The organism is Paenibacillus sp. CMM36, from assembly GCF_053570945.1.
On sequence record NZ_JBSEDY010000004.1, the window covers coordinates 62986 to 78206 of the forward strand.

22 protein-coding genes are annotated in these 15221 nt (G+C 33.4%); all 22 read right to left on the reverse strand.

The features are described 5' to 3' along the window. Window positions 1-21 precede the first annotated feature (21 nt). The 22 genes from ACWA2B_RS09880 to ACWA2B_RS09985 all read right to left on the reverse strand — a co-directional run bounded on the left by ACWA2B_RS09880 (window position 22) and on the right by ACWA2B_RS09985 (window position 15207). Window positions 22-174: a hypothetical protein gene (locus ACWA2B_RS09880; RefSeq protein WP_449291986.1), complete on the reverse strand. Its 153-nt coding sequence runs from the start codon at window positions 172-174 to the stop codon at window positions 22-24. A gap of 81 nt (window positions 175-255) precedes the next feature. After that, complete coding sequence (locus ACWA2B_RS09885) at window positions 256-804, reverse strand: hypothetical protein (protein ID WP_449291987.1); 549 nt, start codon at window positions 802-804, stop codon at window positions 256-258. After that, window positions 801-977: a hypothetical protein gene (locus tag ACWA2B_RS09890; protein ID WP_449291988.1), complete on the reverse strand. Its 177-nt coding sequence runs from the start codon at window positions 975-977 to the stop codon at window positions 801-803. The genes ACWA2B_RS09885 and ACWA2B_RS09890 overlap by 4 nt, the downstream gene beginning before the upstream one ends. 1 nt (window position 978) lies before the next feature. After that, entirely contained in the window at window positions 979-1206 is a 228-nt protein-coding gene (locus ACWA2B_RS09895) for a hypothetical protein (RefSeq protein ID WP_449291989.1), read from the reverse strand. Beyond that, window positions 1196-1324: a hypothetical protein gene (locus ACWA2B_RS09900; RefSeq protein ID WP_449291990.1), complete on the reverse strand. Its 129-nt coding sequence runs from the start codon at window positions 1322-1324 to the stop codon at window positions 1196-1198. Before ACWA2B_RS09900 ends, ACWA2B_RS09895 begins: the two co-directional genes overlap by 11 nt. Next, window positions 1317-4478, reverse strand: coding sequence for a DNA polymerase III subunit alpha (dnaE, locus tag ACWA2B_RS09905; protein ID WP_449291991.1), 3162 nt, complete (start codon window positions 4476-4478; stop codon window positions 1317-1319). Before dnaE ends, ACWA2B_RS09900 begins: the two co-directional genes overlap by 8 nt. Before the next feature lie 34 nt (window positions 4479-4512). Continuing rightward, window positions 4513-4881 (reverse strand): hypothetical protein, encoded by a 369-nt coding sequence (locus ACWA2B_RS09910; protein ID WP_449291992.1) that lies wholly within the window; start codon window positions 4879-4881, stop codon window positions 4513-4515. Window positions 4882-5040: 159 nt separating this feature from the next. Next, window positions 5041-6015, reverse strand: coding sequence for an AAA family ATPase (locus ACWA2B_RS09915; protein WP_449291993.1), 975 nt, complete (start codon window positions 6013-6015; stop codon window positions 5041-5043). A gap of 183 nt (window positions 6016-6198) precedes the next feature. Next, the gene (locus ACWA2B_RS09920; RefSeq protein WP_449291994.1) at window positions 6199-6477 is read right to left on the reverse strand and encodes a hypothetical protein; all 279 of its coding nucleotides are present in this window, start codon (window positions 6475-6477) and stop codon (window positions 6199-6201) included. Continuing rightward, the gene (locus ACWA2B_RS09925) at window positions 6462-7427 is read right to left on the reverse strand and encodes a ParM/StbA family protein (protein ID WP_449291995.1); all 966 of its coding nucleotides are present in this window, start codon (window positions 7425-7427) and stop codon (window positions 6462-6464) included. Before ACWA2B_RS09925 ends, ACWA2B_RS09920 begins: the two co-directional genes overlap by 16 nt. Before the next feature lie 263 nt (window positions 7428-7690). Next, complete coding sequence (locus ACWA2B_RS09930) at window positions 7691-8080, reverse strand: hypothetical protein (RefSeq protein WP_449291996.1); 390 nt, start codon at window positions 8078-8080, stop codon at window positions 7691-7693. Between the two features lie 56 nt (window positions 8081-8136). Further along, the gene (locus tag ACWA2B_RS09935; RefSeq protein WP_068939686.1) at window positions 8137-8400 is read right to left on the reverse strand and encodes a hypothetical protein; all 264 of its coding nucleotides are present in this window, start codon (window positions 8398-8400) and stop codon (window positions 8137-8139) included. 31 nt (window positions 8401-8431) lie between these two features. Further along, on the reverse strand, window positions 8432-8893 hold the full coding sequence (locus tag ACWA2B_RS09940) for an IDEAL domain-containing protein (RefSeq protein WP_449291997.1): 462 nt from the start codon (window positions 8891-8893) through the stop codon (window positions 8432-8434). A gap of 200 nt (window positions 8894-9093) precedes the next feature. Next, on the reverse strand, window positions 9094-9354 hold the full coding sequence (locus tag ACWA2B_RS09945) for a hypothetical protein (RefSeq protein WP_449291998.1): 261 nt from the start codon (window positions 9352-9354) through the stop codon (window positions 9094-9096). A 37-nt stretch (window positions 9355-9391) separates the two neighbouring features. After that, the gene (locus tag ACWA2B_RS09950; protein WP_449291999.1) at window positions 9392-9571 is read right to left on the reverse strand and encodes a hypothetical protein; all 180 of its coding nucleotides are present in this window, start codon (window positions 9569-9571) and stop codon (window positions 9392-9394) included. A 185-nt stretch (window positions 9572-9756) separates the two neighbouring features. Further along, on the reverse strand, window positions 9757-10029 hold the full coding sequence (locus ACWA2B_RS09955; RefSeq protein ID WP_449292000.1) for a hypothetical protein: 273 nt from the start codon (window positions 10027-10029) through the stop codon (window positions 9757-9759). Window positions 10030-10245: 216 nt separating this feature from the next. Next, window positions 10246-10908 carry a sigma-70 family RNA polymerase sigma factor gene (locus ACWA2B_RS09960; protein ID WP_449292001.1) on the reverse strand — a complete coding sequence of 221 codons (663 nt, stop codon included), beginning with the start codon at window positions 10906-10908 and terminating at the stop codon, window positions 10246-10248. 458 nt (window positions 10909-11366) lie between these two features. Beyond that, entirely contained in the window at window positions 11367-13196 is a 1830-nt protein-coding gene (locus ACWA2B_RS09965) for a hypothetical protein (protein ID WP_449292002.1), read from the reverse strand. Window positions 13197-13865: 669 nt separating this feature from the next. Further along, window positions 13866-14144, reverse strand: coding sequence for a hypothetical protein (locus ACWA2B_RS09970; RefSeq protein ID WP_449292003.1), 279 nt, complete (start codon window positions 14142-14144; stop codon window positions 13866-13868). 2 nt (window positions 14145-14146) lie between these two features. After that, window positions 14147-14557 (reverse strand): YopX family protein, encoded by a 411-nt coding sequence (locus tag ACWA2B_RS09975; RefSeq protein ID WP_029517912.1) that lies wholly within the window; start codon window positions 14555-14557, stop codon window positions 14147-14149. A 13-nt stretch (window positions 14558-14570) separates the two neighbouring features. Continuing rightward, window positions 14571-14957 (reverse strand): BC1872 family protein, encoded by a 387-nt coding sequence (locus ACWA2B_RS09980; protein WP_029517913.1) that lies wholly within the window; start codon window positions 14955-14957, stop codon window positions 14571-14573. 31 nt (window positions 14958-14988) lie between these two features. After that, entirely contained in the window at window positions 14989-15207 is a 219-nt protein-coding gene (locus ACWA2B_RS09985) for a hypothetical protein (RefSeq protein ID WP_449292004.1), read from the reverse strand. Between the last annotated feature and the right edge of the window lie 14 nt (window positions 15208-15221).

Here is a 15221-nt window from a genome sequence, read left to right on the forward strand (position 1 = left end):
TTCATTATTTATATGTATTAATTATATATCTTTTGGCACTAAATGAGAATACTTTTTCATGGTATTTTCCAGCCACATTGAAAATTCGTTCTTTATTTCTTCTATTGGTTTAGCATCTTCTTCGTCAGCTACGTGAATTACAACTTCAAAACTATTTATGTTACTTCTTTTCAAATTCCCCCTCCTTTCTATTTTTTATGAGAATATCTATAAATACTTTTCCACACTCTATGAAATACTACTTTTATCATGTAATTATTTGCTGCAACCATATGTATTTATTGCATTTTTAACAAAATCGTTTAAGTGATAATGCCACTTGCTTCTTTTTTTAAATCCATCAATTTCTAGCCCTATCTCTTCACATATACCTATAGGTATGCTGCTTTTATTCACTCTGTTCTTATATGTGTGACTAAGCTGATTTTGAGCAATAAATTGATACTTAACAAAATCCTTGATATGTACAAAGAAGACCCTATTGTCTGGTTCTCTAAAATTTATAATAAAACCACTAATAACATTGTCGTACTCACTGGCCTCTTTTAATTTGTCAATCTGATGCTGTTTAATTACACTTTTATCGAAACTAACCGATTTTTGTTTTGTGGACTTAAGTTCCAAAGTGAAAAGATATTTCTCAGAAAACATCATACAGTCATAATCATTTTTCGTAACTCTGATTTTGTTTCTTAGTTCCGCTGGAATAAAAGTATCCTTAATTCTGGTAAAAAATATCTTCTGAGTTGATCGAGCAGACGCTTGAAAATCTCCCTCAAATAGCTTGCCTTCATTCTTACTCATAGCAAACTTTCCATCATCTTCAATCGATCATCCAAATAATCTGTTTCTAGTTTTACCAGTTCCTCATACTTATCTTCCTTTATAAATCCATATTTATTGTACATCTCAAGTCTTTTTAATGTATGTATCTTCAATTCATTGACCAGTTGAATATTATGACCAACTAAATTCAAATTACCATTCCTCTCCTACAATAATTCTTTTTGCTCCATTTGCTTTCTTTAAACAGTCATAGTCGTCGTGAACATTCAGACCGTCAAACAAGATCAATATTTCCTCTCCAACTAAGATATCTTCATTACATCCTGCACAAGTTGAAAACCTATTCACCCCCTTATTTTGTGAATCGGGATATCTATACTCGTGGTATGGAGTTTCAAACCTATCAAGGTTATTGTTCATTATTGTTTTCCTCTAGTAGCTTGTATAGAACGATTGATACAATCTCTTTATACTCTTTCTCGCTAAGCTTTCGATTTAATATTTCTTCAATTTTTTGCTTATTCATTTTACTATCCATGTAATTTCTCCTTGTCTGTGTATTTTGAATAACCAGTAATCCAAATATCCGTCTGGTCAGTTGGCTTAAAGCCACCATTTCCATCGGGGACTTGTCTTGCCTTCTTTTTAAAACCAGTTATTTCGATCAAATCGCCTTTGTTGATTCTTAGCAATGAATCTCTAGAATTAAAAGTTTTTTTGTCCATTTTAAATATTCTTTCTTCCCCACGTCTTAGGTTATATAGAGTAAGCTTAGGAGAATATTTAGTGTCTAAGTCGGTTACAACGCACCAACTTGCGTTTACATTGGGATATTTAGCGTCAGAATAACCTAACATTTCTTTTTGGAACATGACGATCTCATTTGGTAACAACTCTTTGATTTCATTATCAAATCTTAGATCTGACTCTATTAGCCTTAATTCTTCCAGTCTTTTATTTTTTGTTTTTTCAACATATGTCTTTTTGTATTGATTTTTACCGCTAGAAAATTCATTGTAGATAGCCATCAATAAACCGTTGTTGCCATACTCTGAAAAGAAGTTTAATTTAAGCAATATATCCAACTGTCTTGTGTTAACCGAAGTTTTTTCAGTTACATCTACCAACAAATCTATAAAGCTGCTATATGTATTTTGGCTTAACTCCAATAATTCAGAAGCAATTTTTGCGTTCAAAAACTTGATCGATTCCAATCCTTTATATATTGTTTTATCTTTTTCATTGTAAGAATAGTCTGCATTAGACTTACCAAACTTAATTGATGATACTTCTATACCTCTTGATTTTGCATATGCGATGATTTGTCCAGTTTTGTCAATATTGTCGCTATTTATATTCAACATAACAGTTAGAAATGCCAAGGGATAATAATACCTCAAATAACCGTTGCCATAACCGATATGAGAGTATGGGTTTGAGTGATTGTCAGAGAAGCCATAATCTTTAGCATCTATGATAACTTGAATAAATGGTTCAAGTACGGCTGTAGCTGTTTCTTCAGTCTCATTGTAATCACGCATCAGCTTCTCAATAAACCTTTTTCTTATCTTCGGAAGCTCTTTTTTCGTACCCTCTTTTTTACTCATCCCTCGTCGAACAGAATCGCTTTCAGGCATCGTAAAGTCACAAAAGTCCACCAAGAACTGCATTATTGATTCTTGAAATATAAGATATCCAAGTGTACTCTTCAAGTGAGCATTTAATGCATCATATCCATGATCTTTAAATATCCCCTGCGATAAATCATTCCTATATGAAGCTCCAGAAGGACGAATGGCTGCATTTCCAATTGAGAACAATTGAATATAGCTGAAGTTTGGGTATTGTTTTTTTATTCTTTTTATTGTTTCAGGACTCAACAAGTCTTTTAGATAGGCTCCAGCACTTGTTGATTCCCATTGAAAGACTCCTAAGCCTGACTCCCTGATAGAACTCCAAACCTCTTCGTCATCTACGTTCATGTTGTCAGGAACTAAACGAGGAATATTCGCCAACTTACAAGCTTCATTGATGATTTCAATATTATCTAAACCTAAAATATCAAGCTTTACGTAGTTAAGGCTATCTAATTCTTTCATATTGATCTGACTCACAGGATACTTACTTTCTTTTGTGTAACACAGTCCTATATTATCTTGTAGACTTATTGGTGAAACTACATATCCTGAAGGATGTGATCCTATACTTACAATAACGCCTTGAACCAAGTCTACATATTTAAATAATTCAGGATATCTTTCACGGTATTGCTTATCGATTTCATCTTTCCTATCATCATTTTTAAAAACAGCCTTTGCAATTTCATCTACAACTGACAAATCCATATTAAGCGCCCTACCAACTTCTCTTATTGCTCCTTTTAAAGCCACTGTATTAAAGGTTATGATTTCAGAGAAGTAAATACCCGGAATAGTTGCTACATAGTCAATCACATCTTGCCTTTTAGAAGGAGGCCAGTCCAAATCTATATCAGCTAGTGAAATGCGTTCTGGATTCAGGAAGCGAAAGAAATTTAGTTTATGCTTAATACTATCCATCTCTGTGATCTTCAAAAGATAAGCAATCAAACTTCCGTTTACAGAGCCGCGTCCATATCCTTGATAAATCTCATTTTTATGCGCCCAGTCCACCACATCTTTTTGAAGCAGCATATAATCAATTGCTCCAACTTTCTTATATGTATCAAATTCTTCTATAATTCTTTCAAAATAATGACGTTTCTTTTCTGCTTCGAACTTATTTACTCCTCTTTCAACTACACCAACATTTATCTTTTCTTTAAAAACTTTTTCTGGATCATCATATAGCTTTGGGTATTTCGGAGACGTATCAACCATGAACTCTTCAATCATATCAGCCATAACATTTGTGTTATGAATTGCTTCGAGATAAGCACTTCTTGGTATTGAATTTTGTTCCTCAAACATTTTGACTAATTCGGGATATGTTTTAAACGTTAAGTCAAACGCATCTTCATCTCCATAGGTGGCACCCTTTGCTTTCATAAGGATTGTTCTAGCAGATGCATGAGCCTGATTTAATGCATGTGTATCTGTTCCAGCAATGAGCGGAATTCCAGTCTCCTTAGAAATGTTATACAGGTGCTGATTAAACAGTTTTTGTTCGGGATGCGTATGATACTGAATTTCAAAGAACATTCGGTGTTTGTTTTTCACGAAAAATTCCATTAGTCGGTTGTACATCTGTTTGTTATCGTTCTTAATTGCTCTCCAAAGTGGAGATGCCAAACATGCAGATGTCATTATAATGTTATCAGAAGTATTGAATAGCTCATCAAATGTCAATCTTGGATTGTAGTAATAATGCCCATCTTCTTTGTTGTTGGATATAGAGGTTAGCCGATTTAGCTCTTTTACCCCTTCCCAATTTTTAGCTATAAGCATATAGTGGAAGTTGTCTCGAATTAATCCCCGTTCTCTATCGTTATGTTCAGTTAGATATACTTCGTTTGCATGTATGTACTTCATTCCCTTTTCTTCTATTGACTTCTTTTTCTTGACCCAGTTAAAAACATTTCCATGTTCCGAAAAACATATAGTTTTCATTTCTGCCTGCTCTGCTGCATCTATGTATTGTTGAAACTTAGTTACCGAATCAACTGCCATCGACGTAGAGGGATTACTGTTGTCGCTGTGAAGATGATATATCACATAGTTATCTATAACTGTCTACTCCTTTCGTAAATTAGTTATAAAAGTTATTCAGTATACTCATAAACTCCTCTAAAATGCGGTAACGATCAGATTTATACTTAGTTCCGTTTGTTCTGCAAAACCAATTTCTTTTAATCTTTTTCGAACCTTTTCTAACCCAGTATTCAAAAGTGAAATCAGATCCTTTCATATACGTAGCTACTTCAATCGCTAACTCCTCAATGAAATCATTCATATCCTCATGAAATGCTATGTAAAGACTATCCTTTTCTCTGTGTCCGAAGCAGCAACTTTCTGTTTTAATTCCATATTCACAATTTAGCAAACTAATGATTTCTCGCATTTCTATGTCTAATTTATCAAATGGAATTTCATCGGGTGAAATAACGTTAAACTTCAAATTGAACTCACCCCTCCTTTATAAAATATTGATTTTAAAGCATGAACACTTTTTACCCCTTCACCTCCTTTAATATTTATAAGCTCCATAAAGAACAATCAACAATCATTCTTCTACAACGTGGCAGCAATCCATTGATTGTTCTTTATGGATACTAAATTAATGCGATATACTAAATTGGTTTTTATTCATTTCAATATTTGAATTTGATATATCTCGTGGTAATATATCCATTAAATTTTGCTTAGAGATTTTTACACGTCTACTCATTATTCTGACAGCTTGGTGCCGAATCGCTTTTTCAATCACGTTACGAACATATCGTGCATTACTAAAATTACTTCTTGAGTCTTTCTCAATCTGAATTATTTCTCTGAGTTTTATCAATGCATCAGAAGTAATGTTGTAATCTTTTTCATACGCCATCTTTACTGCAATTAACATTAACTCGTCCGTGGTGTAGTCTTGAAAATCAATCTGTATTGGAAACCGGGATGGAAGACCAGTATTTGTTCTAAGGAACATTCCCATTTCGTCTGGATAGCCTGCAAGGATGATGATTAAATCATCGCTTCTATCCTCCATGACTTTTACAAGGCAATCAATTGCTTCCTTTCCAAAATCCTTGTCTCCTCCTCTAGCCAAACTATAAGCCTCATCAATAAAAAGAATTCCTCCCATAGCTTTCTTAACAAGATCCCGTGTTTTTTGTGCGGTGTGACCGATGTATTCTCCAACTAAGTCTGCTCGTTCCACTTCAATCAGATGACCTTTACTAAGGATACCCATTCTGTTTAGCAATTTAGAAGCTATTCTTGCTACTGTCGTCTTTCCTGTACCGGGATTCCCTTTGAATATCATATGGTATACCTGACTGCTACTTTTCAGACCTTCTTCACTTCTAAGTTTTTGTACCTGTATTAATGCATAAATTTCGTACACAAGATCTTTTACCTTTTCAAGCCCAATCATTTCGTCTAAATCCTTAAATATGTCTGCTGCGGATTCGTAATGATTACTGGTTAATGGAACTTCTTCGTTTTGCTCAGATATTGCTTCATAAGCCTCCTGACTTTTAAAAACAACATTGATCCGTGATTCATTAACAGTAATCCTTCTGGAGTTTTCATCCACAGTAATCACCTCTCGTTGAGACAGTATATGCCTAATATGGGCTATGACATGCTGATATGTTTTATCAAATATTTAATGCCATTAACATAACACTTATTCACTTAGAACCTCAGATATTCAGTTTAATTTTGATTTTAATCCTTGTAGCTTTCCTCTTTTTATGTATTGTAGGCCGAAGCCTACTCAAGTCCCTATAAAATCATCTAAGCTTTTATCGAGATCTGATTGAGATATAAAATCAACCTCTTCTAATTCTTCTTTATTTACAACAAGTTCATCATCAATTACAACTTTGCTCCCTAATATTTCAGGTTTTCTACCCTTGTGTCCAAATAAGAACTGTCTCAGCGCTTCTCTTACGATGTCGCTCTCATCATAATATATAGGAAGTTTACTCAGTGCTATTTTGAGGTCATCATCCTTTCCGTTTCTGAGTCTTGCGCTAACTAGTTTCTTCCCCATGCTCTAACTCCAATTTTTTCATACCCTCTTATTTGCGAAAGCTGATCGAAAAGTACTTTATTCTTGAAGTTAAGTGTGTCATAAATCTGATGTGCTGCACCTCCACCAATTAGATAATAATCAAAATTTATATTTAGTCCGTCAACCTCATTTTGAATTTGGATCGCTAGTGATTTAAATGCTTTTGCTATTAATGGTTTTATATTTCGTCCTTCGTATATACCGCTTATCACATACTTGTCCAGTTCATAAATAGCTGGAGCCTTACCTATAGCATTCATTAAGTACTTACGCAATAACTGATATGCCTTTTCAACACCCAATAGAAGGCTTGTTGACTCTTTCATTATTTCTAGTTTATCTAAACCCAAAAGGTTTAACGTGTAGAATCCTAAGTCAATTACCAATACCTTTTTATTTGCAATATGTACTTTTTGGATCTTTCCTTTATTGTCTAGCAGATAATCCATAGCTATGCCATATCCCTGTGGAACAAGTTTATATTTATTTATATGAAGTTTAATATCTGAATAACTCCCCCTGCCTTTCTTAAGACTGTAAGTATCCTCTCTGTTTATTCGATCCAACATCTTTTCCATATCACTTTTTTGATTGAAATAGAATAATACAGGTAGTCCAGTTACCATATTAAATGGGTTGTTTTTATTTAAATATCCTAATCCAGTTTTCAGCAAAACGTCAGAAGTCATCGCTTCACTCTTATTATTTTTAAGTGTGAAATATTTAATCTCACTGTGCCTTAGGGCGACATTCCCTACAAATAATTCGTCGTTATAGAAAAAATCATTTGGTTTGATGTTTTCTTCAAACATTGGTTGAACATCACCAGAGATAGAAGGCTGAAGATACATTGTATTGCCTGTTTTCCCTTTGGTGTAGCTAAATCCGAGATCAATTACACTTAAATTTTTCACTACAGTTAAAGCCATGATATTACCTCCAAATACAATGAGTATCAAAGTATGACAGTAGCTCAACAGTGTCGTACAATGTAATACATTCTATAAGATGATTATACCACGGCTTTATTATTTTGTATATATTTCATTATATTTATTTATATAATATTTTGATCCTATAAGAGTAGTATTGAGCAATGAATAAAATCAGGATTTTACGTAGAAATCACTATCATAAAAACCCTATAAACATTAAGTTTTTTGATTTTCTTATTTTGATTTATAGGACAAATCTATATCCATCTTACTTTTTCTGTATTTTCGATCCTAAAAAACGAAGGCTCATAACCGAACTCCTTCATCCACTCAAGAGTAACTTGAGTTAGCCTTTCATCTAAAATCTCTCTTTCTTCCCGATTCACATAATTCAGGTAGTCTTCTGCTGCTTCACCAACTTCATCGTAAATAGATGACGAAATATCATCCAAAACTCCCTCAGAATCAACCGTAATACTATTACTAATTTCGCAAAGTTGACCAACATAGAATTCTTTTTGTTCTTCTGGTGAATAGTATTCCTTTGCTGCCTTAATTGCTTGCGCTTTTAAATCAAAATACTCACCGATCCCCCAAACTCCGTCCGATACATCGTTAAACATCCACTGTCCATTTTTAAAAGTCATAATATACATCTCCTTTTTTCAGATTTTATGAAACGCAGTCACTGTGCTAAGACTCATCAATCAGTATCTTCAATAATGAGTTTAAAATGTTTACTGCTATAGACCTTCCAACCTTCATTGTGTATAGTTTGAGACAGTACTTCTATTGTTACTGGATAATTATAAAATCCTGTCCCATTTAAATTATGTAGGTAAAACCTCCAATGAGGTCTTGTTTCGTAATAAACACAGCTCGGCAATTCATTTACGATGTAATAATTTCCTTCTATTTCAACAATTGATCCTGCTTCAATCAGCGGCTTTCTGATATCGACCTTCATTCAATACTCCTTTCCCAATCAAATTCATGGTTTATACCAATTGCTTATATGTATTTGATAACTCAATAAACCATTCTCTATCATTCATGTCGATTGCCATATCGATCAAACTCATGATACTTTCTTTGTCCAACTCAGGTTCCTCTTGAATAACAGTAGCCACTAAAACAATGTTATTGTTATAACCATTAACATTTTCTTCAATTTGTTCGATCTCATTTATGTATGCAGCCACGTCTACTTTTCCACCAAGTTCTAATTCCAACATTCCTTTAATCTCATTCAGTGTAAGTCTCCGTTTTAAAATTTCTTCTTTATACTTGAAAGAAAGAATCCTTCCACTAAAATTCAATTTTCTAACAATAAAATTATAACTGCTTGCCATAACGTCTACATCAATTTCAATCTTGGGTTCACTAGTGAAGTTGCCATAATGCTTCTTGAGAGACTTCTTTAAAATTTTAAAAATATCATCTTGGTTTAAAAATTTCATATTTATTATAGACCATCAAAAATGATCATCCTCCGATTGATAATATTCTGTTGAGCTGTTTATTTGCCATTGCCATAACTTGCTTATGTATTTTGCATATTGTTTATCTGTTATTTGTTTTGAGTCTTTTTTGTTGTTCATGATCTCCATGTACTTATTTAGTTCTATGCTTGCTCACCCCTATTAATTCTCCACTTACTTTAGTTAGCTTCAATCTCCGCTATGTCTGCCCACAATACGTGATCAACATAAATTATTAATTCTTCATTGATATCTGTTTTTGGGAAATGATATTTAGAAGAACTACTCAACTGATGAGTTATTATCTCAAAAACATCCTTATCAAACGTTTTTACTCTAATTGAATTACCATTGATTAAATTAAAGGTTAATAAGAAGCCCTTCTTCGGCATAGATTTTCTCTTCTCATACCAATCTTCGATATGTTTCTTGTCTAACACTTTACCTACACCCTTTCTTGATCAAAGTCGCCTTTTATCAGATTACTTCAAATGGGTCTTCGAATTCTTCTTCATCAACGGCTTCACCAATTTTGATAAATATTCCATCCCACCCACACTCTTCACCTTCTATAATAAACCTCAATCCGTAATCTTCCCCTGTTTGCTTAATAGTTTCATTTATTCTTTCATATAAATCTTCATAAATTCTGATCAAAATTAGACACCCTCTTTTCCTTTGTGTTCATAAAATGCATCTTTTACTTACATAGTGCTTCAATAGACTTAATTAATTCCTGCTTATTAACACTAACTTCTCTGTCTCCTAGTTTAATTGTCACTTCCAAAGAGTCACTAGAGGATTGAAAATCAATTGTTTCTTTTGAATATGAGTTGTAATTATCAGTTTGTAAATTGAGTGTTATCTTCATCTGTACGTCCTCCGTAAAAATAGTCAGATTTGGCAAGTTCGACTCTATTGTCAGACGAATTTGGAAAAAGGTAATCCTTATTAAATACTGTTCTGTAGAATATCCAAAAAACTTTCATTTTTATATTTACGTTAAACTCAACAATAGCTCCAGCTCTTTCCCAATATGTTGTTTTATTCTTATGAATGATTTTATATTTCTTATTACCATGATCATAATAATGAACTTCCTTTTGAAGACTCATCTAAAAACCTCTTCCCTATAAAATATGAGTTTTACTTCAATTTTCGATAGTCTAAATAATCTAAAATTGTACCTAGTAAACAAACTCCAGAGAATCCAAACCAAAACCAAGGTGTTGTGGTCTTGGGATAAATCAGACCATAAATTGCACCTACTAAACCGCAAGCAGTCATTAAAGCAAATAAGTTAATAGTGAAGGTTAAAAGTTGTTTTCTGTTCAGATTAACCCACTTCCCAATTCAGTGTATATTGGTGTTAGCCTCTTAATCGTTCTTTGAAAAGCCTGATGCGCTGCCTGACGTGACACGCCAAGTTCAACCCCTATTTCCGATATGCTTTTCCCTTCAAAAAAGTATTTGTCGGCAACGATTCTCTCCTTCTTCGCCAACAATGCATCCATTTGTTCAACTAAATGCGTATTGAATATTTCATTCTCGACTGTCAGATAATCAAGGTGACTGTCATTTGGAATAACCTCAGCAAGCAGTTTCTCTTCATCTGTACCTTTCGATTTATGAAGGGTTTGATTGAAGCTAATACTTGAGTACTTGCTACGACATTTCATGCTTTTATATCTGGAATGTGCCATAAATTCTTTCCACACTACTTTTCCAAGGTAAGAAGTAAATTTAATATTCTTATTTGAGTTATATGTATTGTAAGCCTTCATTAATGCCACCATTCCCATACCCAATAGATCATCAAACTCTTCCGGGACTCCTCGTTTATACCAACGGTCGGCTAGGCTTTTAACAAAAGGAATATTATTATTTATAATCTTATCCCTAAGTTCTTTATTATTTGTTAGCTTTGCCTCTTTAATGATCTCTTCATTGTTCAAGCTAGGATCTCTTTTATAATTTAGTGTTTTATTTATCATTCGATTCCACCACTATGTACACGTTATTTTATGCAATCCCTTCTTGGCATCGTTTGTACTTCACAAATATCAGTTGTACTCATAAAAACCGGACACTTTCCCACAAGTATACATCTGTCTACAAAAATTAAAGCCGTACTCATAAAAAACTTAAATCTCAAACTTGTCTAGATCATTAAGGTGCAGGAGTCATAAAATAAAGGAGTTGTCGCACCTTGATGTTTTTTACTCATTTATCTGATTACTATCGCAAAAAATGCATCTCTATCTACGTAAATGTAATCTTTCCAAGTCGTTTTATGTATTCTGCATGGAAATCAAAAGAAATTCTATTTGATGTTTTACTTGAGGTTGTTAACAAACTAAGCCATTAATAAATCCGCTGCTCCTTATAGACTCCTGAGGAGCAGCGAGTATTTTAAAACAAGTGTTTTACAGTAATATGTATTTATATTTAATCAAGCCAACGCCAGCCCATCAATTAGACAATCATACAGGTCTTTTGGTCTTTCGAGTTTATCAAAATCCATCAGATTAATGGCTCGTACAATTTCTTTTAGGTTAGTTAGTAAAAATTTATAATCGTTAATATCTAAAATCTCATCATCACTTTCTCTTAATCTGCTGTTGTCAATTACTGTTCTGTCGATATATACCTTATTATTCAAGTAATCATGCACTGCTACAAACTCATCTTCGATTTTCTCAATTGTATGATTAAGTACATCAATCCTTGTTTGCTTGAGAACCATAACATCACCGATAGAGAATACGTTTCTATTAAACCCAACCATGCGACTAATCATATCAAGTAACATCAAAGCTCTACTCTCTTTTGTACTTAGTTCTGTATTTGAAATAGATGCTTTAATAAGCGTGTTCTCTGTTAATTGAGAGATATGTACGATATTCTGCTCTTTTCCTAATGCCTCAAGTATGCTGTTTTCTAATTTATTTCTTGATATAATAACTTTCAATTTATAATGTTCTGCAATTTTAAACTTCTTCTCATGTTCAACAACTTGATCAAAGGATAACCAGAATACGGGCTCTGATTGAAAGTCAATTTGTTGACCTTTTCTCTCATCAATCTTATCTTCATCTATCTCTGGTGCTCTGAGCCCACCTACAGATCCCTCACTGCCAGACCAAGTTGTAATTCCTTCTGCTTCTGGAGCTTTGTTCTTCACCTCTTGGACAATTTCAATCTCCCGATGATTTGATTCAGACTGTCTAGCTGCTTCCGATTTAATAAATACTTCAAATTGATTGATACTTCTGATTTCTGGATTTTTTCGTTTAGCTAGAGCAATTTTGGTGAGATATTCGGAATCGTTTTGATCTTCAGTATTAAAGACCAGAAAAGTCATTTCATTTTTCAATTTATCTTTGTCCGCATTCCATGATATTGCGTCGATATGTGAGTCTATGTATTTTTGTTCCCCGTATAGAAAACTGTTGTTCGAAAGCTCTTTGATGTATCCTCTTATTTCATCTTGGAATGTAAAGTATTTATCGTCTCTGATGATATCTTTTCGATCTGGTGAAGTGAGATTCAACGTTTTATCGTTGATATGCAAATCACCTTTTACATAATAAAATCCATCAAGTTTAGTTACTAATCGTCCCTTATAGAAAACTTTTAAATCTTCGCTAAACCCTGCATTTAAAGCAATCCACCCCTTTACTGTGTTTGTTTCGATTGTCTTAGAAAATACACTGCCATCAGAATCGGTAAGATTCTTCTTCTCTTGCAACTTGTCATCGCAGTAGATATCTAATTCATGAATGTACTTACCTAACAATTCTAATCTTTCACTGATTAAAGACGGAGAGACTTGTTCGAAATCAAAGTTTTTCAAAACTAATTTAAAACCTTCGAATGAATCATTTGTCTCAACAATTTCAATAGAAGTTTTATTACTCTGGATCATCTCACTAACATTAAAAATGATGTATTTATTCCCTGTATAAACATCGATGCGATCACTTACGGTAATGTTACTGAAGAATCCCATTCCAAATGGTGATTCTGATTTTTGAATATCTTCATCCCATTCTGATTCAGCAATTGAAAACAAAGCTTGTGGATTCAACAGTATCTGACCGTTGTTTTCGATAACGACTTTTTTATTATAGTAGTCAATCATCACCCGAACCTCGGTAGCTTTTGCTCGTTGTGCGTTCTGAATATCCTCATCCAGAAAAGAAAGTTTATCTTTAAATGTACTCTGTCGTAGCAGCTTTAATTGATTAATTACATTAACTTTGACCTCAGTTTGACTCATTGGAAACCTCCTATTTGGGTATATTTGATTTTTTATATATTTTATGTTTATTTTTGTCACATAGTTTTCACATTTAACAATCTTTTTTTACTTTTGTCATGTAATTTTATCAATCCTTCTATCTACGATCTGTCGAAAAGAATATTAGTTATTCTTTTAAGAAGGGTAGCTGATATATATGAAAAAAGTCGTTAGTTTATATGTTCAATGTTGTAGAGTTATTTATATGAAAATTCAAAGCGATAAAACATTAAAGTTTGTTTTTGATTACTTTGACGATCTGTACAATTTGTTCGACTTACTTTCTAATTATTTCTCCCAATAAACTTTGTTTGTCACACCTGCCATCCTTAACTGGGTGGCTTCTTTATATAAAACAGGTATTTGATCATCTTCATTAGAATATTCTGTGCCATAGCGACCAAAAAGTTCTTTTCCATTTACCCTTAACTAACTCATATCCATCTATGTAACATTTTCCATTAATTGTTGTGATGTTTTTTACCCGACATTTTTGGATGAAAAGATACTACGTTACTTCCAGACACAACGCTTCTCTTTTCTGTATTCACAAAAATAGTCCCATTCATAAACACTCCCATTCTCTTGTCCTTTCTTTGTTTTTGATCGAACTAGCCTTCTATTACTAACTGTTACTCCACATCTTCATTAAATTTTTATTGTTTGCTTATGGGCAACATCTTCAGTCAGACATATAGCTGTAAAGTATGACAAATAACTAGCTTGACCGATATGTTCAAAAATATTATTTATTTGTATTCCAACTTGTCTGTAGGCCAATTCATTAATAGTAAAGTTAGTATCAAGAGCATATTTCCTAAGTTTAGCCCCTGCCATTTCTATGGCTTCTTGCTCTGTCTTTGCGATTACTAAGTAGCTGTTTAACCCGTAACTAGTATATTTATTATCCACTCTAAACAATTTCATTTTCATACCTCCAATAGTTCAGGATTGTCGTGAATGTTGCCAATCTTATGTGGAAGCCATTCTATATCATAACCTGTCCACCCACCATTGCCTGCGTTAATCAAATACATACTCAATGGTACTGCTTTATATTTTGATTGATTTCTGTCGTAGCAAATAATTTTTACTTCATGTTCTTTATAAGCCAGAGTTGGTGCAAGAATATCTCCCTCATATAATTCCTCGTCATTTTCGATGCTAATTTTACCAATGTTCCGTCCAACCGTATCTGGATCAACCTTATACCAATATTCTGTACAGAAATATTGATCATCCCATACAACAATATCTCCAACGATTACATCGTCACCGATTAAGTAGCCGTAGATCCACTCATCTGTTTCAATGTGCTTGCCACGATGTTTATTGTTCATTTTCAACTTCCTCCTATATGTCCAGTACAGCCAATAACGCGGCTTTGCAACGTTGTTCAGGTGTTGCGTGGATATAATCAAACATTCCTACATATTCGCCTGTACCAATAACAATCTGTTTTAATGCTATGCAATATTTAGCCTGTAATCTCAGTTCCTTGATCTTCTTTTCTGCTTCCCATGCAGATGATATCTCTAGGGAATAAGCTAGACATTCTCTCCATATCACGCCTGTATCAATTTCTTTAACAAAAACGCGCCTGTCGGGTATTGTATAGGTTACATGTTTATACTTAAATCCTGTTAAATCTTCACCATTAAACAATATCGTGTGAATATGACGGTCGATTTCCGCTGGTTCCATCGTCAACACTTGCTCCCGTGTCAATATTTGTGTCATATATTATATCCTCCTATATATTTTGATAAAATTAGATTTTTACGATCTTTCTAAGATCCTTATAAATTTCTTTAAATCCATCCCGTTTACCCTTAAGATAATTTTTATATACTCCGTCATTTAGACTTCTGATATCTTCCGTGTAAATCTCAATCATTTCTTCGATATAATACAATTCGTATTCTAGCTCTGCTTTTTGTTCATTAATCAGTCTTCGTGCTGCAAGCAATCTTTTAAAGAAGCCATTCATAACATCGCCTCACA

What these genes read in the sequence shown, in the direction of transcription:
- ACWA2B_RS09900 (WP_449291990.1), bottom strand. Translation starts at nt 1,324, where the DNA reads ATGGATAGTAAAATGAATAAGCAAAAAATTGAAGAAATATTAAATCGA.
- ACWA2B_RS09930 (WP_449291996.1), bottom strand. Translation starts at nt 8,080, where the DNA reads ATGACTTTTAAAAATGGACAGTGGATGTTTAACGATGTATCGGACGGA.
- ACWA2B_RS09985 (WP_449292004.1), bottom strand. Translation starts at nt 15,207, where the DNA reads ATGAATGGCTTCTTTAAAAGATTGCTTGCAGCACGAAGACTGATTAAT.
- ACWA2B_RS09970 (WP_449292003.1), bottom strand. Translation starts at nt 14,144, where the DNA reads ATGAAATTGTTTAGAGTGGATAATAAATATACTAGTTACGGGTTAAAC.
- ACWA2B_RS09975 (WP_029517912.1), bottom strand. Translation starts at nt 14,557, where the DNA reads ATGAACAATAAACATCGTGGCAAGCACATTGAAACAGATGAGTGGATC.
- ACWA2B_RS09940 (WP_449291997.1), bottom strand. Translation starts at nt 8,893, where the DNA reads ATGAAATTTTTAAACCAAGATGATATTTTTAAAATTTTAAAGAAGTCT.
- ACWA2B_RS09935 (WP_068939686.1), bottom strand. Translation starts at nt 8,400, where the DNA reads ATGAAGGTCGATATCAGAAAGCCGCTGATTGAAGCAGGATCAATTGTT.
- ACWA2B_RS09920 (WP_449291994.1), bottom strand. Translation starts at nt 6,477, where the DNA reads ATGGGGAAGAAACTAGTTAGCGCAAGACTCAGAAACGGAAAGGATGAT.
- ACWA2B_RS09925 (WP_449291995.1), bottom strand. Translation starts at nt 7,427, where the DNA reads ATGGCTTTAACTGTAGTGAAAAATTTAAGTGTAATTGATCTCGGATTT.
- ACWA2B_RS09965 (WP_449292002.1), bottom strand. Translation starts at nt 13,196, where the DNA reads ATGAGTCAAACTGAGGTCAAAGTTAATGTAATTAATCAATTAAAGCTG.
- ACWA2B_RS09885 (WP_449291987.1), bottom strand. Translation starts at nt 804, where the DNA reads ATGAGTAAGAATGAAGGCAAGCTATTTGAGGGAGATTTTCAAGCGTCT.
- ACWA2B_RS09895 (WP_449291989.1), bottom strand. Translation starts at nt 1,206, where the DNA reads ATGAACAATAACCTTGATAGGTTTGAAACTCCATACCACGAGTATAGA.
- ACWA2B_RS09980 (WP_029517913.1), bottom strand. Translation starts at nt 14,957, where the DNA reads ATGACACAAATATTGACACGGGAGCAAGTGTTGACGATGGAACCAGCG.
- ACWA2B_RS09955 (WP_449292000.1), bottom strand. Translation starts at nt 10,029, where the DNA reads ATGAGTCTTCAAAAGGAAGTTCATTATTATGATCATGGTAATAAGAAA.
- ACWA2B_RS09960 (WP_449292001.1), bottom strand. Translation starts at nt 10,908, where the DNA reads ATGATAAATAAAACACTAAATTATAAAAGAGATCCTAGCTTGAACAAT.